Annotated in this window: 23 protein-coding genes; 17 read left to right on the plus strand and 6 right to left on the minus strand. The window is 72.4% G+C overall.

The window, feature by feature from the left end; translation table 11 throughout:
* The first annotated feature begins 5 nt into the window (after positions 1-5).
* Positions 6-710, plus strand: coding sequence for an FCD domain-containing protein (locus ACIBK9_RS32640; protein ID WP_358283588.1), 705 nt, complete (start codon positions 6-8; stop codon positions 708-710).
* Between the two features lie 10 nt (positions 711-720).
* Here ACIBK9_RS32640 and ACIBK9_RS32645 read toward each other — a convergent pair whose 3' ends face one another.
* Entirely contained in the window at positions 721-2520 is a 1800-nt protein-coding gene (locus ACIBK9_RS32645) for a DUF2264 domain-containing protein (protein ID WP_397162506.1), read from the minus strand.
* A gap of 124 nt (positions 2521-2644) precedes the next feature.
* Here ACIBK9_RS32645 and ACIBK9_RS32650 point away from each other — a divergent pair, with 124 nt between their 5' ends.
* The 9 genes from ACIBK9_RS32650 (at position 2645) to ACIBK9_RS32690 (ending at position 12340) form a co-directional block, all read left to right on the plus strand.
* The gene (locus tag ACIBK9_RS32650) at positions 2645-3682 is read left to right on the plus strand and encodes a substrate-binding domain-containing protein (protein ID WP_387667859.1); all 1038 of its coding nucleotides are present in this window, start codon (positions 2645-2647) and stop codon (positions 3680-3682) included.
* A gap of 107 nt (positions 3683-3789) precedes the next feature.
* A complete protein-coding gene (locus ACIBK9_RS32655; RefSeq protein ID WP_397162507.1) occupies positions 3790-5097 on the plus strand; it encodes an ABC transporter substrate-binding protein in 1308 nt (435 codons plus the stop codon).
* A gap of 54 nt (positions 5098-5151) precedes the next feature.
* Positions 5152-6048 (plus strand): sugar ABC transporter permease, encoded by an 897-nt coding sequence (locus ACIBK9_RS32660; protein WP_352324984.1) that lies wholly within the window; start codon positions 5152-5154, stop codon positions 6046-6048.
* Between the two features lie 5 nt (positions 6049-6053).
* Positions 6054-6878, plus strand: coding sequence for a carbohydrate ABC transporter permease (locus ACIBK9_RS32665; protein ID WP_352350487.1), 825 nt, complete (start codon positions 6054-6056; stop codon positions 6876-6878).
* The gene (locus ACIBK9_RS32670; RefSeq protein WP_397162508.1) at positions 6875-7876 is read left to right on the plus strand and encodes a hydroxyacid dehydrogenase; all 1002 of its coding nucleotides are present in this window, start codon (positions 6875-6877) and stop codon (positions 7874-7876) included. The genes ACIBK9_RS32665 and ACIBK9_RS32670 overlap by 4 nt, the downstream gene beginning before the upstream one ends.
* Before the next feature lie 62 nt (positions 7877-7938).
* Entirely contained in the window at positions 7939-10020 is a 2082-nt protein-coding gene (locus ACIBK9_RS32675) for a hypothetical protein (RefSeq protein WP_397162509.1), read from the plus strand.
* Between the two features lie 4 nt (positions 10021-10024).
* Positions 10025-10795 carry a hypothetical protein gene (locus tag ACIBK9_RS32680; protein WP_397162510.1) on the plus strand — a complete coding sequence of 257 codons (771 nt, stop codon included), beginning with the start codon at positions 10025-10027 and terminating at the stop codon, positions 10793-10795.
* A 58-nt stretch (positions 10796-10853) separates the two neighbouring features.
* Entirely contained in the window at positions 10854-11612 is a 759-nt protein-coding gene (locus ACIBK9_RS32685) for a hypothetical protein (protein ID WP_387667845.1), read from the plus strand.
* Positions 11613-11647: 35 nt separating this feature from the next.
* On the plus strand, positions 11648-12340 hold the full coding sequence (locus ACIBK9_RS32690) for a hypothetical protein (RefSeq protein WP_397162511.1): 693 nt from the start codon (positions 11648-11650) through the stop codon (positions 12338-12340).
* On the opposite strand, the gene ACIBK9_RS32695 is transcribed toward ACIBK9_RS32690, so the two are convergent.
* The gene (locus ACIBK9_RS32695) at positions 12307-13116 is read right to left on the minus strand and encodes an SGNH/GDSL hydrolase family protein (RefSeq protein ID WP_397162512.1); all 810 of its coding nucleotides are present in this window, start codon (positions 13114-13116) and stop codon (positions 12307-12309) included. The genes ACIBK9_RS32690 and ACIBK9_RS32695 overlap by 34 nt on opposite strands.
* Positions 13113-13688, minus strand: coding sequence for a PadR family transcriptional regulator (locus ACIBK9_RS32700; RefSeq protein ID WP_397162513.1), 576 nt, complete (start codon positions 13686-13688; stop codon positions 13113-13115). The genes ACIBK9_RS32695 and ACIBK9_RS32700 overlap by 4 nt, the downstream gene beginning before the upstream one ends.
* 225 nt (positions 13689-13913) lie before the next feature.
* On the opposite strand from ACIBK9_RS32700, the gene ACIBK9_RS32705 reads away from it, so the two are divergent.
* From ACIBK9_RS32705 to ACIBK9_RS32715, 3 genes are all read left to right on the plus strand, one after another.
* Positions 13914-15620 (plus strand): ABC transporter ATP-binding protein, encoded by a 1707-nt coding sequence (locus ACIBK9_RS32705; protein ID WP_397162514.1) that lies wholly within the window; start codon positions 13914-13916, stop codon positions 15618-15620.
* Between the two features lie 190 nt (positions 15621-15810).
* Positions 15811-17460 (plus strand): urocanate hydratase, encoded by a 1650-nt coding sequence (gene hutU / locus ACIBK9_RS32710; protein ID WP_358283617.1) that lies wholly within the window; start codon positions 15811-15813, stop codon positions 17458-17460.
* Positions 17461-17528: 68 nt separating this feature from the next.
* On the plus strand, positions 17529-18365 hold the full coding sequence (locus ACIBK9_RS32715) for a MurR/RpiR family transcriptional regulator (protein WP_397162515.1): 837 nt from the start codon (positions 17529-17531) through the stop codon (positions 18363-18365).
* Here the strand turns inward: ACIBK9_RS32715 and ACIBK9_RS32720 are convergent.
* The 3 genes from ACIBK9_RS32720 to ACIBK9_RS32730 are packed head-to-tail and all read right to left on the minus strand — an operon-like array spanning position 18345 to position 20586.
* Complete coding sequence (locus ACIBK9_RS32720; protein WP_397162516.1) at positions 18345-19094, minus strand: ABC transporter permease; 750 nt, start codon at positions 19092-19094, stop codon at positions 18345-18347. The two genes, ACIBK9_RS32715 and ACIBK9_RS32720, sit on opposite strands and share 21 nt — an antisense overlap.
* Complete coding sequence (locus tag ACIBK9_RS32725) at positions 19091-20041, minus strand: ATP-binding cassette domain-containing protein (protein WP_387669264.1); 951 nt, start codon at positions 20039-20041, stop codon at positions 19091-19093. Before ACIBK9_RS32725 ends, ACIBK9_RS32720 begins: the two co-directional genes overlap by 4 nt.
* 11 nt (positions 20042-20052) lie before the next feature.
* A complete protein-coding gene (locus ACIBK9_RS32730; RefSeq protein WP_352326833.1) occupies positions 20053-20586 on the minus strand; it encodes a PadR family transcriptional regulator in 534 nt (177 codons plus the stop codon).
* A 55-nt stretch (positions 20587-20641) separates the two neighbouring features.
* On the opposite strand from ACIBK9_RS32730, the gene ACIBK9_RS32735 reads away from it, so the two are divergent.
* Genes ACIBK9_RS32735 through hutI form a run of 4 tightly spaced genes read left to right on the plus strand, consistent with a single transcriptional unit; the run spans position 20642 to position 24986 of the window.
* Positions 20642-21328 (plus strand): SDR family oxidoreductase, encoded by a 687-nt coding sequence (locus ACIBK9_RS32735; protein WP_397162517.1) that lies wholly within the window; start codon positions 20642-20644, stop codon positions 21326-21328.
* Between the two features lie 33 nt (positions 21329-21361).
* A complete protein-coding gene (locus ACIBK9_RS32740; RefSeq protein WP_358283627.1) occupies positions 21362-22531 on the plus strand; it encodes an allantoate amidohydrolase in 1170 nt (389 codons plus the stop codon).
* A complete protein-coding gene (locus ACIBK9_RS32745) occupies positions 22522-23844 on the plus strand; it encodes a formimidoylglutamate deiminase (protein WP_397162518.1) in 1323 nt (440 codons plus the stop codon). Before ACIBK9_RS32740 ends, ACIBK9_RS32745 begins: the two co-directional genes overlap by 10 nt.
* Positions 23841-24986 (plus strand): imidazolonepropionase, encoded by a 1146-nt coding sequence (hutI, locus tag ACIBK9_RS32750; RefSeq protein WP_358283632.1) that lies wholly within the window; start codon positions 23841-23843, stop codon positions 24984-24986. The genes ACIBK9_RS32745 and hutI overlap by 4 nt, the downstream gene beginning before the upstream one ends.
* The last annotated feature ends 9 nt before the right edge of the window (positions 24987-24995 follow it).

The following is a 24995-nucleotide window of genomic DNA, read 5'->3' on the forward strand; positions in this document are numbered from 1 at the left end:
GTTTGATGACAGTGCTGCGCCCGGTGAAGGCGGGAAACGCCTTCGAGGAGACCGTGGAACGGCTGCTCCAGGCGATCAAACTGGGCGTGGTGGCGTACGGCGACAAGCTGCCGCCCGAGCGCGAGCTCGCCGTGCGGCTGGGCATCAGCAGGGTCACCCTGCGCGAGGCCATCCGCGCCCTTCAGGACGCGGGCTACCTCGACGTGCGGCGCGGCCGGTACGGCGGCGCGTTCGTCACCTATGTCCCGCCGCGGCCCGACGCGGGCGACCTGCGGCAGGCGGTGGCCGACATGGGCATGGCCGAGCTGTCGGACGCGCTGACGTTCCGGCTGGCGGTCGAGTGCGGGGCGGCGCAGGTGCTGGCCGCGGCCGAGCTCACCCCCGCCCAGCGGGAGGTGCTGCTGCGCCGGCTGGCCGAGCTGGACGCGGCGCCCCTGGAGGACTACCGGCGCCTGGACACGGCCTTCCACCTGTCGATCGCCGAGCTGACCGGCTCGACGCTGCTCGCGGCGACGTGCGCCGACGCCCGCTCCCGGGTGAGCGACCTGCTGAACGCGATCCCGATGCTCCAGGTGAACATCGAGCACGCGGCCGCCCAGCACCGGGCCATCGTGGACGCCATCCTGGCCGGCGACCCGGACGCGGCGCGCCGCGCGATGGCCGAGCACCTGGAGGGCACGGCAGCCCTCCTGCGCGCCTTCCTGGCCTGAGCCGGGGCCGTCAGGCGGCGGTGTCCGGGGTGCGGACCTGGAAGGTGTGGCGGGTGCCGTCGGGCCAGGTCAGCGTGATCTCGTCAGCCGTCACCGCCGCCGACGGCACCGTCAGCGTGATGTCGGCGGCCGCCGCCGACGGCGGCCCGGCCGGGTCGCCGTCCAGGACGGCCGCGCTGACCGCCCAGCCGTCCGCCGCCACCCCCTCCAGCACCGGCACGGCCGCCGGGGCCCCGAAGGCGCTGCCCTCGGGGTCGTCGGCGACGTAGGCCCGGCTGTAGCCGCGCATCGCGGCCAGCTCGGAGACCAGCCCGTCGCCGTCCCGGACCCGGACGCCGGGCCCGCCGGCCGGGTCGTCCTGGTCGGCCTGGTCGGCCGGGTCGGCGGACGCGACGAGCGCCCAGCCGCTCTGCCGGACCGCCGAGCCGGGCGCGACCCGATGGACGCGCACCTCGACGGCCCCCCTGATCACGCTCAGGCTCTCCACACCGGCGCCCGCCGACGCGGCCCACGCCAGGTCGCCCGCCGAGCCCGCCCCCCGAGGGGTGATCGTGCCGCGCCCGGCGACCGTGCCGTCCGGGCCGACCACGCCGAAGTGGTTGTCGGGGACGCCCGTCGTCGGCGCGGTGCGGGTGGAGTAGGCGTAGCGGTCGTACAGGGGGTCGCCGGGGTGGTGCTGGCTGCCGTGGTTGAGCAGGCGGGCGACGTCGCCGGTGTGCTGGACGACCAGTCCCGGGCCGGGCAGCGCGGCCAGGCCGGTGGGGCCGGGCTCCTCGGTCGCGGTCCACACCGGATGGCCGGCCGGCAGCAGCAGCCCGAGGAACGCCTTCGACGCCCAGTACGGCGACGCCGAGCCGGAGTAGGACTGCAGCGAGGGCTCGTGCGGGCCGTGCCAGCCCAGCGTGAGCAGCCCCTCGGGGGAGAGCGCGCCCTCGTCGAGGAAGCGGCGCAGGACGCCGGAGGCGATGCGGCGGGTCTGGCCGGGGGAGAGCGGGGTGGCCTCCAGCAGGGCGCCGGCGAAGAGCGAGGTCGCCGAGGCGAAGCGGTAGGTGAGGGAGCGGCCCTGGTAGAGCATGCGGCCGTCCTGGTCGAAGGTGAGGGCGTAGCTCTCCAGGAAGCGGCGCAGGCGGGGCCCGGGGGAGCCCTGGCCCCCCAGGTGGGCCAGCAGGGCCGGGTAGAGGTGCATGGCCCAGCCGTTGTAGTGGTCGAAGGAGCGGTTGTCGCCGTCGGCGTACCAGCCGTCGCCGGCGTACCAGGGCTCGATGCGGGCCAGGCCGCGCTCCACCGCCGCGCCGGCCTCCTCGGCGTGCAGGCCGGCGGCCGACAGGAAGCCGCCCACCATGGCGGGGAACAGCCACCAGTTGTTGTCCACCGGCTCGTGGCGCAGCGCCCCGGCCAGGTACGCGGCGACGCGTTCACGGGTGGCGGGGGACAGGCGGTCCCACAGGCGCTCGCGGGTCAGCCAGAGCGACAGGGCGATCGAGGCCGCCTCGACCATGGGCTGGGTGCGGTCCTCGATCGGCTGCCAGACGCCGGGGCCGGACTCCAGGCCGCGCGCGTACGGGGCCAGCAGCTCCTCGGGGCCGCCGCCGGCCACGCGGAAGGCGGCCAGCAGGAAGGTGCGCGCGTACCCCTCCAGGCCGTCGCAGCGCGACCAGCTCTCGCGTCCCGGCAACGTGATCACGGCGCCGTCCGCGGAGCGGTACGGTTCCACCGCGGCCAGCAGCCCGTCGGCCACCGCCTCCCAATGGGCGCGGGTCCAGCCGGTGTACGGGCTGAGCGTTCGATCCTCCGGCGGAAGCGGGAACATGCGGCACTCCAAAGGGACGTCCGGTCTCGGCCGGGACCTTAGCATCCTGATCGAACGAAAGCATCCGTTCAAAAACGAAAGCACTTCCCGCTAGGATCGTAGGGTCGAGTCAGAAGGAGTCGCGGTGTTCGCCGAACAACGTCATGAACTGATCCTGCGCGAGGTGCGCGAGCGCGGTTCCGTACGCCTGGCCGAGCTGGTCGACCGGCTCAACGTCTCGATGGTCACCCTGCGCAGGGACGTCGAGCACCTGGCCGGCCAGGGCCTGGTCAACCGCGTGCACGGCGGCATCACCCGGCCCGAGTCCGCGCCCGCCCCGGCCAGGGAGCGCTCCCTGACCCTCGGCATGCTGGTGCCCTCGGCCACCTACTACTACCCGGCGGTCATCAGGGGTGCCCGCGAGCAGGCCGAACGGCTGGGCGCGCGGCTCGTCCTCGGCGTCTCGCGCTACGACGACGAGGAGGACCGCACCCAGGTCAGGCAGCTCGTGGACGGCGGCATCGAGGGCCTGCTGCTCACCCCGAGCAGGCAGCCGGACGCCTCGCACGAGGACTGGCTGGCCGAGCTGGGCGTGCCGGCGGTGCTCGTCGAACGGCGGGCCGAGCTGGGCGGGCCCGCCTCGCTGCTGGACGCGGCGGCCTCCCACCACGCCCACGGGGCCTTCCTCGGCACGCGGCACCTGGCCGAGCTCGGGCACCGGCGCCTGGCGATGGTCTCGCGGGACAGCCCGACGGCCCCCCGGGTGCGCCACGGGTTCCTCGCCGCCGTCCGCGACCTGGGGCTGGCCGAGCCCGTCCACCTCGACGTCGCGCAGGAGGGGCCCTCGCGCGAGCAGGTGGCCGACGTGGTCGCGGCGATCAGGGGCGGGGTCACCGCCATGCTGGTGCACAACGACGAGGACACGTTGCTGCTGGTCCAGCACCTGCGGACGGCCGGGGTGCGCATTCCCGAAGAGGTGTCGCTGGTCGCCTACGATGACGAGGTGGCGGCGCTCAGCGACCCCCCGCTCACGGCCGTCGCGCCCCCCAAGGCCGCGGTCGGCCGCTGTGCCGTCGACCTGCTGGTGAGCCGGATCCAGGAGGGCCCGCGGCGCCCTGCCCAGCACGTGGCGCTGCTGCCCGAGCTGAGGGTCCGGGAATCCACGGTCGCGCCGCGTCCGTGACGTTACGCATCCATTTCGTTATTGATCGATTTGTGGCCTCTCTCTAGACAACCGATCGAGTATGAGCGAATGATGCCTTATCGATCGAAAGCGATGAGGAGCCATCGATGGGACGCAAGAGCGCCGGCATTGCCGGACTGCTGGCCGGTATGAGCCTGCTCGCCGCCGCGTGCGGCAGCACGGAGCCGGCGCAGCCCGCGGGCGAGGCGGGCAAGCCCGCCGAGGTCACCTTCTGGGGCTGGGCCAAGGGCACCCAGCAGGTCGTGGACGCCTTCAACAAGTCACACAAGGACGTCCAGATCAAGTACGAGGAGATCCCCTCGGGCAACGCGGGCGGCTACGCCAAGTTCTCCAACGCCGTCAAGGCCGGCAACGCCCCCGACGTCATGTCCGTGGAGTACCCGCAGCTGCCCGACTTCGTGAACCAGGGCGCCCTCCAGGACATCTCGGCCGACGTGGCCGACGTCAAGTCCAAGTACCCGGCCGAGGTCTTCGGCCTGGTAGAGCTGGGCGGCAAGGCGTGGGCGCTGCCCATGGACGCCGCGCCGCAGGTGTTCTTCTACCGCAAGGACCTGTTCGAGAAGAACAAGATCGAGGTCCCCAAGACCTGGGACGACTTCCGCACTGCCGCCGAGAAGGTCAAGAAGGCCGACGGCAAGTCGCGCATCGCCACCTTCTTCCCCGATGACCCGAGCGTGCTGGCCGCGCTGTCGTGGCAGGCGGGCGGCAAGTGGTTCGGCACCGAGGGCGACGCCTGGAAGGTGACGATCAACGACGAGCCCAGCAAGAAGGTCGCCGAGTACTGGCAGGGCCTGGTCAAGGACGACCTGCTGAAGGTCCAGCCGTCCTTCAGCCAGGAGTGGAACGCCGCCTTCGAGGACGACACCCTCTGGGGCTACGTCGGCGCCAACTGGGGCGCGGGCGTCATGAAGGGCAACCACGCCGGCCAGGCCGGCAAGTGGGCCATCGCGCCGATCCCGAACTGGGGCACCCCGGCCAGCGGCATGCTCGGCGGCACCACGTTCGGCGTGAGCAAGGGGTCGAAGAACGCCAAGGCCGCCGTCGAGGTCGTCAAGTGGCTGACCGGCTCGGAGGAGGCGTGGACCGCCCGCCTGTCCTCGGGCACCTCCAGCGGCTTCCCGGCCATCGCCGACCTCGTGCCGGTCGCGGCCAAGAGCTTCGACGCCTCCTTCTACGGCGGCCAGGACATCTACGCGCTGTTCGCGGAGTCGTACAAGACGGTCCAGCCCGGCTGGACGTGGGGCCCGAGCATGGTCCAGACGCTGACCACCTTCAAGGACGCCCTCGGCAAGGTCTCCAGCGGCGGCACCACCATCCCCGGCGTGCTGGACGCCGCTCAGACGGCCACCGTCGGCGAGATCAAGAGCCGCGGCCTCAACGTCGCCCAGCAGTAGCACGACGCTCGCGGCGGAGCGCCGGCTCCGCCGCGACCCACCGAAAGGCAGCTTGTGACTCCTCCAGTAGGAAGCGGTCGCGGCGGCGAGGGGTGGCGGCGGCGGGGGGCGATCCTGCTGTTCGTCGGGCCGTTCTTCGCGCTGTTCGCGGCCGTGATCGTGGCCCCGCTGGCCTACGCGGTCTACCTCAGCCTGTTCAGCGAGAAGTCGTCGGGGCTCGGCTTCGGCGGCGCGGAGACCGTGTTCGTCGGGCTCGGCAACTACCTGGACACGCTGAAGGACTCCGCCTTCACCGACGGCTTCCTGGTCATCCTCGGCTACTGCGTGCTGTACATCCCGCTGATGATCGGCGGCGCGCTCACGCTGGCGCTGCTGCTGGACTCCGGGCTGGCCAGGCTGGGCAAGTTCTTCCAGCTCGCGCTGTTCATGCCGCACATCGTGCCGGGCGTGATCGCCGGGCTGATCTGGCTCTACCTGTACCTGCCCGGCATCAGCCCCATCGTGGACCTGCTCGGCGACGTCGACTTCCTCGGCGGCGACCACGTGCTCGGCTCGGTGGTCAACATCGCGCTGTGGGAGTGGGTGGGCTACAACATGATCATCTACTTCGCGGCGCTCCAGGCCATCCCGGCCGAGGTCGTCGAGGCGGCCAGGATGGACGGCGCCGGCCCGCTGCGCGTCGCCCTCCAGGTCAAGGTGCCGCTGATCCGCGGCGCCGTGGTCACCACCGTGCTGTTCACGATCATCGGCTCGCTGCAGCTGTTCACCGAGCCGATGGTGCTCGACAACGTCAGCGACGGCGTCGTCAGCACCTGGACGCCCAACATGTACGCCTACAACGAGGCGTTCGGCAACAACGACTACGGCCAGGCCGGCGCGGCCTCCATCCTGCTCGCGCTGCTCGCCGCCGTGCTGTCCTACGCCGTCACGAAGTGGGGGAACCGCCGGTGAAGTGGATGTCCCGCGCCACGGTCAACGTGCTGCTGATCATCTCCGCCCTCTACACGCTGCTGCCGCTGACGTGGCTGCTGTTCGCCTCCACCAAGTCGCTGTCGGACCTGTACTCGACGCCCGGCTTCTCCTTCGCCGGCTTCAACCTGTTCGAGAACATCAGGGCGGTCGCGCAGGAGGGCGACGGCGTCTTCTTCCGCTGGTACCTCAACAGCGTCCTGTACGCCGGGGTCGGCGCGGCGGTCAGCTCGTTCGTCACCGTGATGTGCGGTTACGCCTTCGACAAGTACTCCTGGTTCGCCAAGGAGAAGATGTTCGGGCTGGTGCTGCTCGGCGTGCTGGTGCCGACCACCGCCACCGCCGTGCCGCTCTACCTGCTGGCCTCCAAGGTCGGCGTGGTGAACACGTTCTGGTCGGTGTTCGTGCCGGTGCTGGTGCATCCGTTCGGCGTCTACCTGGCGCGGGTGCTCTCCTCCGGGTACGTGCCCGGCGAGGTGCTGGAGGCGGCCAGGTCCGACGGGGCCGGCGAGCTGCGCACGTTCGTGTCCGTGGCGCTGCCCATGCTGCTGCCCGCGTACGTGACGATCTTCCTGTTCCAGTTCACCGCCATCTGGAACAACTTCTTCCTGCCCCTGGTCATGCTGAGCGACCAGCGGCTCTACCCGCTCAGCCTCGGCCTGTACGGCTGGGAGAAGCAGGGCAACGCCTTCCCCGAGTTCCACAGCCTCGTGATCACCGGGTCGCTGCTGTCCGTGGTGCCCCTGCTGCTGGTGTTCGTGTCCCTGCAGCGGTTCTGGAAGGCCGGGATGACGGCGGGCAGCGTCAAGTGAACGAGCTCTCGGGGGAGAACATGAACAAGCCGGTGACGGTCGTCGCCATGGCCGCCGAGGTCGCCGGGCGCATGCTCACCGGCGAGGTGCGCGCCCGGCTGGCCCGGGTGGCCGACGTCCGGGCCGAGGTCGCCGCGTTCGACGACGCCGACCTGTCGCAGGCCGAGGTGCTGCTCACCTCGTGGGGCTGCCCGCCGGTGACCGCCGAGGTGCTGGCCCGCGCGCCCCGGCTGCGGGCGATCGTGCACGCGGCCGGCTCGGTCAAGCACCACGTCACCGACGCCTGCTGGGAGCGCGGCATCGTGGTCTCCTCGGCCGCCTCGGCCAACGCCGAGCCGGTGGCCGAGTTCACGCTCGCGGCGATCCTGTTCGCGAACAAGCGGGTGATCGACATCGCCCGCGCCTACCGGGCGCGGCGGGCCAACGACGACTGGGACGCCCGCTTCCCCGGCTTCGGCAACTACCGGCGGGTGGTCGGCGTCGTCGGGGCCTCCAGGATCGGGCGGCGGGTGATCGAGCTGCTGCGGCCGTTCGACTTCGAGGTGCTGGTCAGCGATCCGTACCTGACGGAGGACCTGGGGGCGCGCCGGGTCGGGCTGGACGAGCTGGTCGCCCGCTCCGACGTGGTCAGCCTGCACGCGCCCGACCTGCCCGAGACCCGCCACCTGATCGACGCGGGCCGGCTGGCCGCCATGCGCGACGGCGCCACGCTGATCAACACGGCCAGGGCCGCCCTGGTCGACCAGGACGCGCTGATCGCCGAGCTGACCTCCGGACGGCTGTACGCGGTGCTCGACCACACCGAGCCGGAGTTCCTGCCCGCCGACTCGCCCCTCTACGACCTGCCGAACGTGCTCGTCACGCCGCACGTCGCCGGCTCGCTGGGCGGCGAGCTGGCCAGGATGGCCGACCTCGCGCTCGACGAGCTGGCCCGGCACGCCCAGGGCCTGCCCTTCGAGCACGGCGTCGAGCCCGGCACGCTGTCCCGGTCCGCCTGAAGCCCCCTCTGAACCGCTCTGAGCTGCTCAGAGTTCGCCTGAAACACCCCCGGAGAGGAAACATGCGCCTTCAGTTAGTCGCGGCCCTGGTCGTGGCGGCCGGACTGGTCGCCACCCCCGCGGAAGCGGCCGCCGCCCGGAACTTCTTCGTCGACTGCCAGGCGCCGGACGGCGGCTCGGGGCGCAATGCCGCCGGGCCGCTGAACAGCCTGGACGCCGTCAACGCCATCACCTTCCGCGAGAAGGACACGATCAAGTTCAGGGCGGGGACCGTCTGCGCCGGCCGGCTCGAACCCGTCGGCTCCGGCACGGCCGCGCACCCCGTCGTCTTCACCTCCTACGGCGAGGGCCCCAAGCCGATCATCCAGGGCGACGGCGGCGAGTGGGCCGTCCACCTGGTGGACAACAGCTACGTGACGCTGGAGAAGCTGCACATCACCAACCCGGCGGCCACCACGGCCAAGCGGACCGGCGTGCAGTACAACTCCACCACCCCCGAGCCGAAGGCCGGGCTGGTCCTGCGGGACCTGGAGGTCTCCGACGTCGCCGGATGGGGCAACAAGACCGGGGCGAACAGCTCCTGGTTCGCCTACTCGGCGGGCATCAGCGTCCAGGCGCTGCCCGAGGGCAAGGTCGGCTATCTCGACGGCATCACGATCACCGGCAACTACGTGCACGACACGGGCGGCGGCGGCATCAAGATCAGCCGCAAGGGCACCGACTACCACCGGAACGTGCTCATCGCCCGCAACACCATCCGCGCGGTCGGCGGCGACGGCATCGTGGTGCACGCCTCGGACCGGCCGCTGGTGGAGCAGAACCTGTTCGACGAGGGCGGCGCCGGGAAATACCCGTACGTAGACGGAAATTTCGCGGGAATGTGGCCGATCAACTCTGTTGACCCGGTATTTCAGTTCAACGAGGTGACCCGGCAGCGGCCCACCATCTTCGACTCCACCGCCTGGGACTGCGACGGCGGCATCAAGGGCTCGTGCGTCTACCAGTACAACTACTCGCACGACAACGCCGGCGGCTTCTACCTCGGCTGCCAGAGCTGCACCGAGTTCCCCAACTACAAGGCCACCGCCATCCTGCGGTTCAACATCGCCCAGGACGACTGCCGCATCGCGGGCAACGCCTCCGGCGACAACACGAGCCCGCTGTGGCTGTACAACAACACGTTCTTCTGCCCGTCGCAGAAGCTCGACGTGGCCGTGCCCACCGGGAACTCGAAGATCGTCAACAACATCTTCTACGCGCCGTCCGGCACGCTGCCCGCGGCCCCCGGCATCGGCTACGACTCCAACGTCTACCACGGCGGCGTGGCCGTGCCGGCGGCCGACGCCCGCGCGGTGACCGCCGACCCCGGGCTCGCCGCCCCCGGCACCGCCGACGGGGCCGCCGACGTGGACGGCTACAAGCTGCTCGAAGGCTCGCCCGCGCTCGCGTCCGGCGCGGTCGTGGACGGTCTGGGCGACCGCGACTACTTCGGCAACCAGGTCGCCGGCACGGTCTCGCGCGGGGCCTACAACGGGCCGGCCACCGCGCCGGTCGTGGCGGGCTCGGTCGAGGAGGCGTACAACAACGTCGCGGTCAGCTCCGACCTCAACCCCAACGTCGGCGGCTTCTCCACCAGCGGCCGCAGCTACTCCGGCCAGGCGCTGGAGAAGGCCGGCCTGACGCCGGGCCGGACCGTGAACGTGCTCGGCGCCGACTTCGTCTGGCACCCGCGCCCGTACGGCATGACCGACAACGTCAAGGCCGCCGGGCAGACGGTCGCGCTGCCGGGGCAGGGCGCCAGGCTGGTCCTGCTCGGAGCCGGTGGCCTGAAGGCGCGCGAGGGCGTGTTCAAGGTCACCTACACCGACGGGACGACCGAGGACAAGACCGTCAGGTTCGGCGACCAGTGGGACGCGACCGCGCCCGCCGGTGGCGTGCTCGTGGCCCGCGCCGACTACCACAACATGACGCAGACCAGCTACAGGAACCCGGCCACCGGCCAGACGCGCGAGTCGGGCGTGTCGGTGTTCGGCTACGCGGTGCCGCTCGACGCGTCCAGGACGGTCGCCACGGTGACCTTCCCGGCGGGCAGCCCGCTGGCGAACGCGGGGTTCCACGTCTTCGACATGAAGATCGCGAGCTGACGCCGTGACGAGCACCCCGGCCACCGGCCGGCCGCGCCGGGCGTCCGGCCCGCGTCGGGGGTTCCCGGCGCGCGGGCGGGTCCTGTGGGCGGCTCTCGCCCTGGCCGGGGTGCTCGTCGCCGGCATCGCGGTGTCGGGGAAGGAGGCCGGGGGCGGGGTTCCGGCGCGGGCGGCGTCCGCGGGCGTGGCGGAGGTGCTCGGGATGCGTCCCGGGGACACGGTCGTCACGTTCGAGGGGGAGCGGGTGAGCGGAGCCGAGGTGCTGCGGGCGGCCGAGACCGTGCGCGCCGAGGTGATCTCCGAGTTCGCCGCCCAGGGGCTCGGTCCTGGCTTCTGGGGCCGTCCCCGCGACGGCGTCACCCCGGCGCGGCGGCTCAGGGAGCGGGCGGTGCGGGCCGCTGTGCTGGACAAGGCGCGGCGGATCTGGGCCCGCGAGGCGGGCCTGCTCGCCGACGTCAGCGAGCAGGGGTTCCAGCGCGAGCTGGCCGCCGAGAACGCCCGCCGCGCGCAGGCCGCGCGCTCCGGCCGCCCGATCCCGGGCGTGCCCTCCTACGACCAGTACACCTACGCGCAGGTGCGGGCCGCCGAGCTGGACTCGGCGCTCGGCAAGCTGCACGCGGCCACCCTCGACCTGTCCGAACGCCGCCTGCGCGACCGGTACGCCCGCACCGCGGCCCCCGGCGCGCCCCCTTTCGACCAGGTACGCGACAACATCAGGCGGCAGCTCGTCATCGAGGGCTACGAACGGGCCCTCCAGGCGAGAGCCGCCTCGTAAGCCCTCCCGCAGCGGACATACAAGGCTGTTCCGGCTCGTACCATCGACTTCTAAGGTCATGGGGAACTGGTTCCAGAGCAACATCGTCACCACGGGACGGCTGCCGCTGTTCTGTTACTTCGTCACGCTCATCGTGGCGTTCATCGCCACCCGCATCAACGTCCGCCTGATCAGGGCCAAGGTCGGCTGGTTCCGCAACGTGAACGTGGGCGAGATGCACATCCACCACGTCGTGTTCGGCGTCGTGCTCATGCTCATCGGAGGCGTGACCGGGCTCATCGTCAACGGCGCCGCGCAGGCCGGGCAGGTGGTCGCCGCCTGCGTGTTCGGCGTCGGCTCCGCCCTCGTGCTGGACGAGTTCGCGCTGATCCTGCACCTGCACGACGTCTACTGGGAGGAGGAGGGGCGCACCTCGGTGGACGCGGTCTTCATCGCCGTCGCCGTGACCGGCCTGCTCCTCATCGGCCTGCGCCCGCTGACCTGGGACTATGGCACGCCGGTCAACCCGGCGGCGCTGATCGTGGCCAACCTCGCGCTGGCGGTGATCACGCTGCTCAAGGGCAAGATCTGGACCGGGATGGCGGGGCTGTTCCTGCCTTTACTGCTCGTGGTGGGCGCCGTGCGCCTGGCCCGTCCCGGCTCGCCGTGGGCCCGCTGGTTCTTCCGCGGCGGACGCTCGCCCCGCAAGCTGGCCACCGCCGTCCATCGTGAGGAACGCTGGCGGCGGCCGGTCATCAGGGCCAAGATCGCGTTCCAGGAGTTCCTGTCGGGGCGGCACGACCTGCCCTCCAGCCGGCGCGGCCGTCGGCATACTTGACCCATGACACCGCTCGCGCCCCCCGCCGCGCTCTGATGCGCTTACCGCCGTTCCCCGAGCGCCTGCTGCGGGCCCTGTCCCCGGCCGGCGAGCGGCACGGGCTGCTGCTGGCGGGCGGCCACGCCCTGCGGGCCCACGGCTTCACCGACCGCCTGGTCGAGGGCCTCGACCTGGTGACCGCCGCCGAAGGGCCCCTGCCGTCCGCCGCAGACGACGTCGTGGCCGCGTTGCGCGTCGGCGGGCTGGTCGCCGAGGTCGCCGAGAGCGCCGCGTGGGCGGCCCGCCTGACCGTCACGGACCCGTCCAGCGGGCGCGACGCCGAGATCGTCCTCACGCGCGAGGCGCTGCGCGAGCCCCCGGTGGTGTGCGATGGCCTGCCGGTGGCGGCCCCGGCGGACGTGATCGGGCTGCGGGTGCGCGACCTGCACGAGAGGGGGCTGCCGGCCGACGTCGCCGACGCGGCCTCGGCGGCGCACGTGTTCTCCTTCCGCGACCTCGAACGCCTCGCCGCCGTCCATCTCGACGACTTCTCGCCGCAGGAGCTGCTCATGCGGCTGGAGTTCGTCGAGCTCATGAGCGACGAACGCTTCGAGGCCCACGGCCTGGACGAACGGCACATCGCGGACATCCGCGCCTTCGCCTTGGAGTGGGCCGAGGACATCAAGCTGCGCAGGGCCGACGACGGCGACGCCGACTACGACGATCCCGACCTGCCCGAGGTCGACTGATCCGGCAGGCCCAGGAGCACCGGCGCGAGCGCCGGGCGCTTGCACACCCGGCCATCGCCCGAGGAGCGGCCCCGCAGGCGCCGGGCGATCCACGGCCCGGCGAACGAGCCCAGCCAGCGGACCTCCGCCGCCGCCGTGCGCAGGCGGCCGGGCGGCGGCAGCACGGGCAGCGGCAGGTTCCAACCGTCGTCGCTGCCGGGCAGCTCCAGCGCGTACGCCACCGACGCGGCGAACCTGGCGTGCCCGGCCGGGCTGGCGTGCAGCCGGTCGGGGCTCCACAACCGCGCGTCGGTCACTGCCGTGTCGGGGAAGGTGTCCACCAGCGTCACGCCGTGCCGGGCGGCGGCCTCGCGGACGCGGGCGTTGAGGTCGAGCACGCGCGGCAGCAGCGGCCTGGCCAGCGGCGCGATCCGGCCGATGTCGGGGAAGGTCACGGTCACCACCCGCGCGCCCGCTCCGGTCAGCGCCGCGAACATGTGCTCCAGGTCGGCCGCGACGGCGGCGGCGTCGAAGCCGGGACGGATGACGTCGTTCATGCCCGCCATGACCGTGGCCAGGTCGGGACGGAGCTCCAGCGCGGCGGGAAGCTGCTCGGCGCGGATCTGGGCGGCCACCCGGCCGCGCACCGCGAGGTTGGCGTAGAGCAGGCCGGGATTGCCGCGGGCCAGGTGCTCGGCGAGCCGGTCGGCCCAGCCGCGGTGGCCGAGGACGTCGTCGCCGTCGCCGAGGCCCTCGGTCTGGCTGTCGCCGAGCGCGACGTAACGGGTGTAGGTCACGGGTTCTCCTCCGAGGTCCGGGCGGCGCGCTCGCCGAGCGTCCGGGCGGTGCTCAGGCACCAGTCGCGCATCTCCCGCTCCAGGCGGCAGCCCGCCAGGCAGGACAGGTACGGGCCGACCCGCTCGCCCTCGCGCAGGAACGACTCCTCGTCGCGGTCGCCGCGCAGGCGCAGCAGGGTCTGCTCGAAGAACGCGAGCTTGGCGGCGGCCTCCCCGGCGCGGTCGAGGAGCTGGGCGATCAGCGGCGCCGGGTCGAGCCGGTCGGCCGCGTGGACCTTGACGGCCAGGTCGTCGCGGAGCAGCAACGGCTTGGCCGGAGCAGCGGCGAAGCCGGCCAGCTCGTCCAGGCCGGCCGGGGTGACCGAGAACAGGCGCTTGTTCGGACGGCCGCGCTGGACCACCTCCCGGCCGGTGACCAGGCCGTCGGCCTCCAGCCTGGTCAGCTCGGCGTAGAGCTGCTGGGGGGCGGCGTACCAGAAGTTGGAGACGCCCACGTCGAAGATCTTGGTGAGCTGGTAGCCGCTGTACTCGCCGTCGAGCAGCGCCGCCAGCACGGCATGCCGCAACGCCATCAGCGACGCTCAAGAACATGACTACTCATGGACATGACTATAGGGCCGCCGCCGATTCCGGTGCCAGGGGGCGGCGATCGCCCGTGCGTCTCCTTCTCAAGGAGGAGGCGTCAACGAAAGTTGACATACTTTGGTCGTCAATCTAAGTTGACCCGGGCGTGGCGGTGCGGATCGCGTTGCGCCGTTCGTTGGGCAATTTCGAGAAATGTCGTGAGAGGAGTTGGGGTGCTCAAAGAGCTGCTGGCCTACCTCAGGCCGCATCGGAAGGTCCTGATCGCGGGCGGTCTGCTCGGGTTGATCGGCTCGGTGGCGGGGCTGGCGATGCCCCTGCTGGCCAAGTACGTCGTGGACGCCTTCGGAGAAGACCAGTCGCTGGCCGCGCCGCTGTTAGGACTGACCGTGGCGGTGCTCGTCGGAGCCGTCGTCTCGGCCGGGGGCACCTACCTGATGGAACGCACCGGCGAGGGCGTCGTGCTGGGCGCCCGGCGCAGGCTCGTCGACCGGATGCTCCGGCTCAGGGTCGCCGACGTCGACCGGCTCAAGCCCGGCGACCTGATGTCGCGGGTGACGAGTGACACGACGCTGCTGCGCGCGGTGCTGACCAACGGGATCGTGGAGTCGGTCAGCGCGGTCTTCATGCTGATCGGCGCGATCGTCATGATGGCCACCATGGACGGCGTGCTGCTGCTGGTCACGCTGCTCGTGGTGGTGGTGATCGGCGGCCTGGTCGCGCTCATCATGCCGCGCATCCAGCGGGCGCAGACGCAGGCCCAGGAGGCCGTCGGCGAGATGGGGGCCGTGCTGGACCGGGCGCTGCAGGCGTACCGGACGGTCAAGGCCAGCGGCGCGGAGGAGCGGGAGATCGCGGTCGTCGGAGAGGCGGCCGAGCGCGCCCGCGACCGCGGGCTGCAGGTGGCCGGCTGGACGTCGCTGGCCGGCGTGGCGACCTGGATGGCCGTGCAGATCGCCTTCCTGTGCGTGCTGGCCGTCGGCGGGTCGCGGGTGGCGTCGGGGGTGCTGGAGGTCTCGTCCCTGATCGCGTTCCTGCTCTACCTGTTCTACCTGGTGCCGCCGATCGGACAGCTCGTCCAGGGCGCCGTCCAGCTCCAGAACGGGCTGGCCGCGATGCGGCGCATCAAGGAGATCGAGGACCTGCCCGGCGAGCCGGTCAGCGCCGCCGTCCCGGTCGCGGGCACGCCGGTGGGCCTGCGGTTCGAGAACGTGGTCTTCCGGTACGGCGACGACCGTCCCGCCGTGCACGACGGCGTCACCTTCGAGGTGCCCGCGGGCGGGCTCACGGCGCTGGTCGGGCCGTCCGGCGCGGGCAAGTCCACGGTGTTCGCCCTGCTCGAACGCTTCTACGAGCACCAGGACGGCCTGATCTCCATCGGCGGCCGGGACATCCGCGACTGGCCGCTCGGCGAGCTGCGGGCCGCGCTCGGCTACGTCGAGCAGGACGCCCCCGTCCTGGCCGGCACGCTGCGCGAGAACCTGCTCTTCGCCGCCCAGGACGCCACCGAGGACGAGCTGCGCCGCGCCGTCACCCGCACCCGGCTCGACGACCTGGTCGCCCGGCTGCCCGAAGGGCTCGACACGGCGGTGGGCCACCGCGGCGTGCTGCTGTCCGGCGGCGAGCGGCAGCGCGTCGCCATCGCCAGGGCGCTGCTGCGCAGGCCCAGGCTGCTGCTGCTCGACGAGGCCACGTCCCAGCTCGACGCGGTCAACGAGCTGCGGCTGCGCGAGGTCATCGCCGAGGTGGCGGCCGAGACGACCGTGCTGGTCATCGCCCACCGGCTGTCCACCGTGACGAACGCCGACCGGATCGTGGTGATGGAGGCGGGCGGCGTACGGGCGGTCGGCACCCACGCCGAACTCGTCGCGGACGACGACCTCTACCGCGAACTGGCCGCCACCCAGTTCTTGGTGAGCTGAAGGCCGCAAAGCGGTCCGTTGGGCGTTCGGGGGCCGTAGGCGCAGGCTTCGCCTGCTGCCTGCGGTGGACCGCTGGACGCTTGGGGACCGTAGGCGCAGGCTTCGCCTGCAGCCTGCGGTGGACCGCTGGACGCGGTCCACCGTAGTCTTCGGGTGACAAAGGTGAATGTGTTCATTCAGGAGGGTCACCATGAGCCGCAGCGTGCGCGCACCGCGAGGCACCACGATCACCGCGAAGGGGTGGCCGCAGGAGGCGGCGCTCCGCATGCTCCAGAACAACCTGGACCCCGAGGTCGCCGAGCACCCCGAGCAGCTGGTCGTCTACGGCGGCTCCGGCCGGGCCGCCCGCGACTGGCCCTCCTTCGACGCCATGGTCAGGACCCTGACCACGCTGGAGGGCGACGAGACGCTGCTGGTCCAGTCGGGCCGCCCGGTGGGCGTCTTCCGCACCCACGAATGGGCCCCCCGGGTGCTCATCGCCAACTCCAACCTGGTCCCCGACTGGGCCAACTGGGAGGAGTTCCGCCGCCTGGAGGCGGCCGGCCTCACCATGTACGGCCAGATGACCGCCGGTTCGTGGATCTACATCGGCACCCAGGGCATCCTCCAGGGCACGTACGAGACGTTCGCCGCGGTCGCCGCGAAGCGGTTCGGCGGCTCGCTGGCCGGCACGATCACCCTCACGGCCGGCCTCGGCGGCATGGGCGGCGCCCAGCCGCTGGCCGTCACCATGAACGGCGGCGTCGCGATCTGCATCGACTGCGACCCCCGCTCGGTCACCCGCCGCATCGAGCACCGCTACCTCGACGTGCAGGCGGCCTCCCTGGAGGAGGCGCTGCGGCTGGCCTACGAGGCCCGCGACGCGCGCCGCCCGCTGTCCATCGGCGTCGTGGCCAACGCCGCCGAGGCCCTGCCCGAGCTGCTGGCCGGGGGCGCCGAGATCGACATCGTCACCGACCAGACCTCCGCGCACGACCCGCTGATGTACCTGCCGGTCGGCGTCGCCTTCGAGGACATGGGCGCCGAACGCGACAAGGACCCGGCCGGCTTCACCGAGCGGGCGCGCACGTCGATGGCCCGGCACGTCGAGGCCATGGTCGGCTTCAAGGACGCCGGCGCCGAGGTGTTCGACTACGGCAACTCCATCCGCGGGGAGGCCCAGCTGGCCGGGTACACGCGGGCCTTCGACTTCCCCGGGTTCGTGCCGGCGTACATCAGGCCGCTGTTCTGCGAGGGCAAGGGGCCGTTCCGGTGGGCCGCGCTGAGCGGCGACCCGGCCGACATCGCCGCGACCGACCGCGCGATCCTGGAGCTGTTCCCCGACAACGAGCCGCTGGCCAGGTGGATCGCGCAGGCCGGCGAGAAGGTGCACTTCCAGGGCCTGCCCGCGCGCATCTGCTGGCTCGGCTACGGCGAGCGCAACGTCGCGGGCGAGCGGTTCAACGACATGGTGGCCTCCGGCGAGCTCCAGGCGCCGATCGTGATCGGCCGCGACCACCTGGACAGCGGATCGGTGGCCTCGCCGTACCGGGAGACCGAGGCCATGGCCGACGGCTCGGACGCCATCGCCGACTGGCCGCTGCTCAACGCCATGCTCAACACCGCCTCCGGCGCGGCCTGGGTGTCCATCCACCACGGCGGCGGCGTGGGGATCGGCCGGTCCATCCACGCCGGGCAGGTCACGGTCGCCGACGGCACCGCGCTGGCCGGGGAGAAGCTCAACCGCGTCCTGACCAACGACCCCGGCACGGGCGTGATGCGCCACGTCGACGCGGGGTACGAGGAGGCCGCCGAGGTGGCCGAGGCCCGTGGCGTGCGCATCCCCATGCGCGAGTCCTGACCCCGCCGTCGCCGTCCCCCGCCCGGCGCGGGGGATGAGAATGCCGGTGGCGGAGTGTTGGAGGTGGCGTGGCTGACGGATATCACGGTGGGCTCGGCGTGCTGCTCGACGGCCGGAGGTTGTCGCCGGTGCAGCGCAGGATCGCCCATTACCTGGGCGAGCACCTCGACGAGGCGATCTTCCTGTCCAGCGTCGAGCTGGCCGAGCGGGCCGGGGTCAGCCAGCCGTCGGTGACCAGGTTCGCCATGGTGCTCGGCTTCGCCGGCTATCCCGAGCTGCGCCAGGCGTTGCGCCCGCTGGTGCTCGGCGGCGGCGGCGTGGTCGCGCCCCAGGAGAGCCTGCTGCGCAACGCGATCGACAGCGAGATCCGCAACCTCGCCGTGGTCCGCGAGCGGCTGGCCGCACTCCCGCTCAAGGAGCTGGGCGAGCAGCTCGCCGCCACCGAGCCGCTGCCGGTGCTGGGCCTGCGGGTCTCCTGCGGCCTGGCCACCACCTTCGCCTACTACGCCAGGCGCATCCACCCCGACGTGCGCCTGCTCACCCACGGCGGCTCCGAGCTGGTCGAGGGGCTGCACGCGGCGCGGCGGGCGGGCGCGGAGTGGGTGGTGGCGGTGGTGCTCCCGCGTTATCCGGCCGAGGTCGTGCAGGCGCTGGAGTACGCCGGGAAGCTCGGCCTGCGCGTCGCCGCCATCACCGACAAAGCGGACTTCCCGGCCGAGGTCGTGCTCGACGGCCCGGTCGGGGACCGCCTGGTGTTCGACTCCCACGCAGCCCCCCTGGCCCTGGCCATGGCCCTGGTCGAGGCCATGGCCGACGCCGCGCCGCTGCGTACCAGGGCCAGGCTGGAGGAGTACGAGCGGATGACCGACGAGGCCGGCACGTTCCTACCCGGCGATCCTGCGTAGCGACCGCATCGACCAGAGCGTCGTGAGCACCGCGAGCACGATGAACAGCGCGAAGGCGATCGGGATCGACGAGTCGTCCAGCCGTCCGGCGAACAGCGCCCGCCCGGCCTCGACCGCGTGGTAGAGCGGGTTGACCGGCGCGATCGCCCGCATCCAGCCGGGCGCGAACGCGATCGGGATGAACAGCCCGGCCAGCAGCATGATCGGCAGCATGAACAGGTTGAGCGTCTGCGACATGCCGTTCTCGTCGCGCACGGTCAGCGCCAGCCCCTGCGACAGCCCGGAGGCGAACAGCCCGGTGGCCGCCATGAGCGCCAGCACCAGCACCAGCTCGACGCCGCCGATGCGCACGCCCATGGCCACGGCCACGACGAGCACCAGGACCGCCTGGCACACCAGCACGACCATGTCCTTGGCCACCCGCCCGAGCACGATGGCCGGCCGCCAGGCGGGGCTGACGGCGTACCGTTCGAGCGAGCCGTTGCGCAGCTCGGCGATCAGGCCGAACCCGGAGAACAACGAGCCGAACACGGCGATCATCATCATCGACGCGGGTGTGAACATGCGCAGGGCGTCGACCGTGCTGCGGCCCGGCGTCAGGTCCTTGAGCAGCGGCGCGAACATCAGCAGGTAGAGCACCGGCTGCAGGATGCCGAACAGCGGCCAGACGGGGTTGCTGAAGGACTTCTTCAGCTCGTAGCCGGTGAACAGGGCGATGTGGCGGATCATGCGGCGGCTCCGGTGTCGCGCAGGGACCGGCCGGTCTTGGCCAGGAAGACGTCGTCGAGGGTGGAGCGGTCGAGCGCGATCGAGCGCAGGCCGATGCCCTGCTCCTCAAGGACGCGCAGCAGCGCGGGCAGGGTGTGCTCGCCGTCGTCGACGTAGACGCGCAGGGCGTCCTCGTCCAGGCGCACCTCGCGGGCCAGGGGCCTGAGCGCCTCGGCGGCCCGCTCGGGCTCGGCCAGCCGCAGCGTGACGACGTCGCCGGAGACCTCGCGCTTGAGTTCGCCGGGCGTGCCCTCGGCCACGATGCGCCCGTGGTCGACGATCACCAGCCGGTCGCAGAGCGCGTCGGCCTCGTCGAGGTAGTGGGTGCTGAGCAGCACGCTCGTGCCGGCCTCGCGGAGCTGCCTGATGCGATCCCAGAGGTTGGCCCGGTTCTGCGGGTCGAGGCCGGTGGTGGGCTCGTCGAGGAAGAGCAGCGGCGGGGCGTGCACCAGCCCCAGCGCGATGGCCACCCGCCGTTTCTGGCCGCCGGAGAGCGTGCGGCCGGGCCGGTCGGCCATCTCGGCGAGGTCGAAGCGGTCGAGCACGTCGGCCGTGGCCTGCTTCGGGTCGGCCACGCCGTGGATCTTCGCGGCCATCATGATCTGGGCGCGGGCGCTCGTGGTGTCCTCCACGCCGCCCGCCTGGCTGACGTAGCCGAGCCGGCGGCGCACGGCCTCGGGCTCCTTGCGCAGGTCGTGGCCGGCGACGACGGCGGTGCCGGAGTCGGGCGTGATCAGCGTGGCCAGCATGCGGATCGTCGTGGTCTTGCCGGCGCCGTTGGGGCCGAGCACGCCGAAGATCTCGCCCTTCTCGACGTCGAGGTCGATGCCGCGCACGGCCTCGACGGTCTGCGAGCCCTTGCGGCTCCTGGTGGTGAACGTCTTGCGTAACTCACGTGCCTCAATGATCATTTTTCTCCTCAGGGCAGTTCGTCCTTCTCGACCCGGCCGATCGCGCCTTCGACCCAGTCGAGCTGGGCCTGGAGCATGGCTTGGGTCAGGCGGAGGTTCTCGTCGAGGTGGCGGGGCTCGCCGTAGCGCTGCTTGGTGCCGTACGCGTGGTCGATGGTTTCGATGTTCAGTCGCAGTTGCCGAATCCTGCCATGCAGGGCGTCGAGAATCTCCTGCTTTTTCATCCGGTGCATGAACGTCAGCGCGACCTGGAAGGGGTCGACGACGGGTCTCACCTCGGACCAGCTGTGCATGAGCAGCCGGTGGAACTCGTAGCGGCCGGCCTCGGTCAGCTCGTAGACGACCTTGCCGCCCTTGCCGGCCTCGACGACCGCGAGCAGCCCCTCGTCGGCCATCTTGCCCAGGCCGTGGTAGATCGAGCCGAAGGCGACGTTGGCCCAGGTGTCGGCGCCCATCATCTCCAGCCGGCGGCGGACGCCGTAGCCGTTCATGGGGCCGTCGAGCAGGGAACCGAGGATCAGGATGCGCGTGGACGCCGACATGTGCTCAAGTTTGTACTCAAATTTGTATGGCCGTCAAGGTCATAAACTCGGCCCCATGACTGAACGACCGACTGCGCTGGTCACCGGCGCTTCCCGTGGTGTGGGCGAGGCCGTGGCGCGGGCGCTGGGCCCCACGCATCACGTCATCCTCGGCGGCAGGGACGAGTCCGCGCTCGCCAGGCTGGCGGCCGAGCTGCCGGACGCCCGGCCCTGGCCCGTCGAGCTGACCCGGCTCACCGAGGCCGACGCCGACGGCGTCGAGCGGCTCGACGTGCTCGTGCACAGCGCCGGGATCGCGCTGCTCGGCCGGATCGCCGACCAGCCCGCCGGCAACTGGCGCACGACCATGGAGCTCAACGTCGTCGCGGTCGCCGAGCTGACCCGGCTGCTGCTGCCCGCGCTGCGCCGCGCCCGGGGGCACGTCGTCTGCGTGAACTCCGGCGCGGGGCAGCGGGCCAACCCCGAGTGGGCCTCGTACGCGGCCAGCAAGTTCGCCCTGCGCGCCTTCGCCGACGCGCTGCGCCTGGAGGAGCCCGAGCTGCGGGTCACCACCGTCTACCCGGGCCGGGTGGCCACCGACATGCAGCGCGGCGTGCGCGCCCAGGAGGGCGGCGCGTACGAACCGGACAAGTACCTCACCCCGGAGACCGTCGCGCGGGCCGTGCTCGCCACGATCAACGCCGGACCCGACGCCCACCTCACCGAACTGACCATCAGACCGAGTGCGGGCCCGGCCAACTGACATCTGAATGGATCCATTCACTACAGTGGACCCATGCTTGAACCACTCGCGCACATAGGACGAGATCCCCGCTCCGGCGGATACGTGAGAGACGCCTGGTCGGCCGCCGACATGGAGCTACGCGGGTGGTTCGCGGGCGAGGCCGCGCGCCGCGGGCTCGACCTGCGGGAAGACCGCAACGGCAACCTATGGGCCTGGTGGGGCGACCCGTCGCGCAGGCCCGGCGTGGTCACCGGCAGCCACCTCGACTCCGTGCGCCACGGCGGCGCCTACGACGGCCCGCTCGGCGTGGTGTCCGCCTTCGCCGCCCTCGACCTGCTGCGCGAACGGCAGGTCACGCCGGGCCGGCCGATCGGCGTCGCCTGCTTCACCGACGAGGAGGGCGCCAGGTTCGGCGTGCCGTGCATGGGCTCCCGGCTGCTCACCGGCGCGCTCACGCCGGAACGCGCCCTCGCGCTCACCGACGACGACGGCGACACGCTGGCCGACGTCATGACGCGGGCCGGCCGCAAGCCGGCGGACGTCGGCCACGACGCCGAGACCCTGGCCACCGTCGGCACGTTCGTCGAGCTCCACGTCGAGCAGGGCCGCGGCCTGGTGCACGAGGGCCGCCCGGTGGGCGTGGCCAGCGCCATCTGGCCGCACGGCCGGTGGCGGTTCGACTTCCACGGCAGGGCCGACCACGCGGGCACCACCCGGCTGGCCGACCGCGACGACCCGATGCTGCCCTTCGCCCGCCTGGTGCTGGCCGCCCGCGAGGCGGCCGAGCGGCACGACGTGGTGGCCACGGTCGGCAAGACCCGCGTCTCGCCCGGCAACGCCAACGCCGTCCCCGGCCTGGTCACGGCCTGGCTGGACGCCCGAGGCCCGGCCGAGCCCGCGGTCCGCGCCCTGGTCGAGGAGCTGTCCGCGGGGGCCGGCGCGGACGTGCGCGAGGAGTCGTGGACCCCCGAGGTCGCCTTCGGCGCGGCGCTGAGGGACCGGCTGGCCCGCGTGGCGGGCGGCGACACGCCCGCGCCGATCCTGCCGACCGGAGCGGGCCACGACGCCGGAATCCTCGCCACGGCGGGCGTCCCGAGCGCGATGTTGTTCGTACGCAACCCCACCGGCGTGTCCCATTCCCCCGAGGAGCACGCCGACCAGGCAGACTGCCATGCGGGAGTGGTGGCACTCGCGGACGTGCTGGAGGATCTGTGTCGCTGACCTACTGGTGCGAGCAGGCCTGGTTGCCCGACGGGGTCGCCCACGGCGTCCTCATCGAGGTCGAGGGCGCCCGGATCGCCAGGATCGGGCGGGGTGAGCCCGGCTCGGCCGAGCGGCTGCCCGGCCTGACCATCCCCGGCCTGGCCAACGCCCATTCCCACGCCTTCCACCGGGCCCTGCGCGGCGCCACCCAGCGCGGCAAGGGCGACTTCTGGACCTGGCGCGACCAGATGTACGAGGTCGCGGGCAAGCTCGACCCCGACACCTACTTCCAGCTCGCCAGGGCCGTCTACGCCGAGATGGCGCTGGCCGGGGTGACCTGCGTGGGCGAGTTCCACTACCTGCACCACGGCCCCGGCGGCCGCCCGTACGAGGACAGGAACGTGATGAGCCACGCGCTCGTCCAGGCCGCGCGCGAGGCCGGGCTGCGCATCACGCTGCTCGACACCTGCTACCTGTCCGGCGGCATCGGCGTGCCGCTGTCGGGCACCCAGCTGCGCTTCAGCGACGGCAGCGCCGACGGCTGGGCGGCCAGGGCCGACGAGCTGGCCGCCGCCTACGAGGGGCAGCACGACGTGGAGATCGGGGCCGCCGTCCACTCCGTGCGCGCGGTGCCGCCCGAGCAGATGCCGGTGGTGGCCGAGTTCTCCCACCGGCACGGCGCCCCGCTGCACGCGCACGTCTCCGAGCAGCGCGCCGAGAACGCGGCCTGCGCCGAGACGTACGCCGCCACGCCGGTCCAGATCCTGCACGAGCGCGGCGTGCTGGGCCCGCGCTCGACCGCGGTGCACGCCACCCATCTGACCGACTCCGACGTGGAGCTGCTCAGCCAGTCGGGCACGTACATCTGCATGTGCCCCACCACCGAGCGCGACCTGGCCGACGGCGTCGGCCCGGCCAGGGCGGCGGCCGACCGCGGCACCCCGATCACGCTCGGCTCCGACGGCCACGCCGTGATCGACCTGTTCGAGGAGGCCCGCGCGGTCGAGCTCGACGAGCGGCTGACCAGCGAGCGGCGCGGCCACTGGAGCGCCGCCGACCTGCTCACCGCCGCCACGGGCGCCGGGCACACCTCGCTCGGCTTCGCCGACGCCGGCCGGCTCATCCCCGGGGCGTGGGCCGACCTGGTGTCGGTCCGGCTCGACTCGGTGCGCACGGCGGGCATCGGCGGCCTGGAGGCCGTGGTGTTCGCGGCCACGGCCTCCGACGTGCACTCGGTGGTCTCCGGCGGCCGCAGGGTGGTCGCGCAGGGCCGCCACGAGCTCGGCGACGTCGGGCACATGCTCTCCGAGGCGATAGGAAAGGTGCGATGACCACCACGCTGATCGACGGGATCGGGCTGCTCTACACCGGCGACCCCGAGCGCGAGGAGATCACCGACGCGGCGCTGGTCGTCGAGGACGGCCTGGTGGCCTGGGTCGGCCCCGCCGCCCAGGCGCCCGACGCCGACGAGCGCCTGCACGCCGGCGGCCGGGCCGTGCTGCCCGGGTTCGTGGACAGCCACGCCCACCTGGTGTTCGCCGGCGACCGTACGGCCGAGTTCCAGGCCCGCATGTCGGGGCAGCCGTACACCGGCGGCGGCATCAGGACGACCGTCGCCGCCACCCGCGCGGCGAGCGACGCCGACCTGGCCACGCACGCCCGCGCCCTGGTGGAGGAGATGCTCGCCCAGGGCACCACCACCGTGGAGATCAAGAGCGGTTACGGCCTGTCCGCCGAGCACGAGCGCCGCTCGCTGGAGATCGCCACCACCCTCACCGACGAGACGACCTACCTGGGCGCGCACGTCGTCCCCGAGGGCGCCGACGCCGACGACTACGTCCGGCTGGTGACGGGCGAGATGCTCGACGCCTGCGCCCCCTACGCCAAATGGGTGGACGTCTTCTGCGAGCGCGGCGCGTTCGACGGCGACCAGACCAGGGAGATCCTGAACGCCGGGATCAAGGCCGGGCTCCAGCCCCGGGTGCACGCCAACCAGCTCACCGAGGGGCCCGGCGTGCGCATCGCCTGCGAGCTGGGCGCGGCCTCGGCCGACCACTGCACCCACCTGTCGGCCGCCGACGTCGACGCCCTGGCGTCGAGCGGGACGGTGGCGACGCTGCTGCCGGGGGCCGAGTTCTCCACCCGCTCGCCCTATCCCGACGCGCGGCGGCTCATCGACGCGGGCGTCACGGTCGCGCTGGCCACCGACTGCAACCCGGGCTCGTCGTTCACCTCGTCGATGCCGTTCTGCGTGGCGCTGGCGGTGCGCGAGATGGGGATGACGCCGCTGGAGGCGGTGCGCGCGGCCACGTACGGCGGAGCCCGCGCGCTGCGCCGCACGGACGTGGGGTGGCTGCGTCAGGGAGCCCGCGCGGACCTGGTCGTGCTCGACGCCCCCTCCTATGTCCACCTGGCGTACCGACCCGGTGTTCCCCTTGTCCACCAGGTGTTTCAGGCCGGTCTCCTCCTTTAGGAGGACGTC

Origin of the sequence: Nonomuraea sp. NPDC050227, from assembly GCF_044459705.1 — a bacterium.
In the GTDB taxonomy this organism is placed as follows: Bacteria; Actinomycetota; Actinomycetes; order Streptosporangiales; family Streptosporangiaceae; genus Nonomuraea.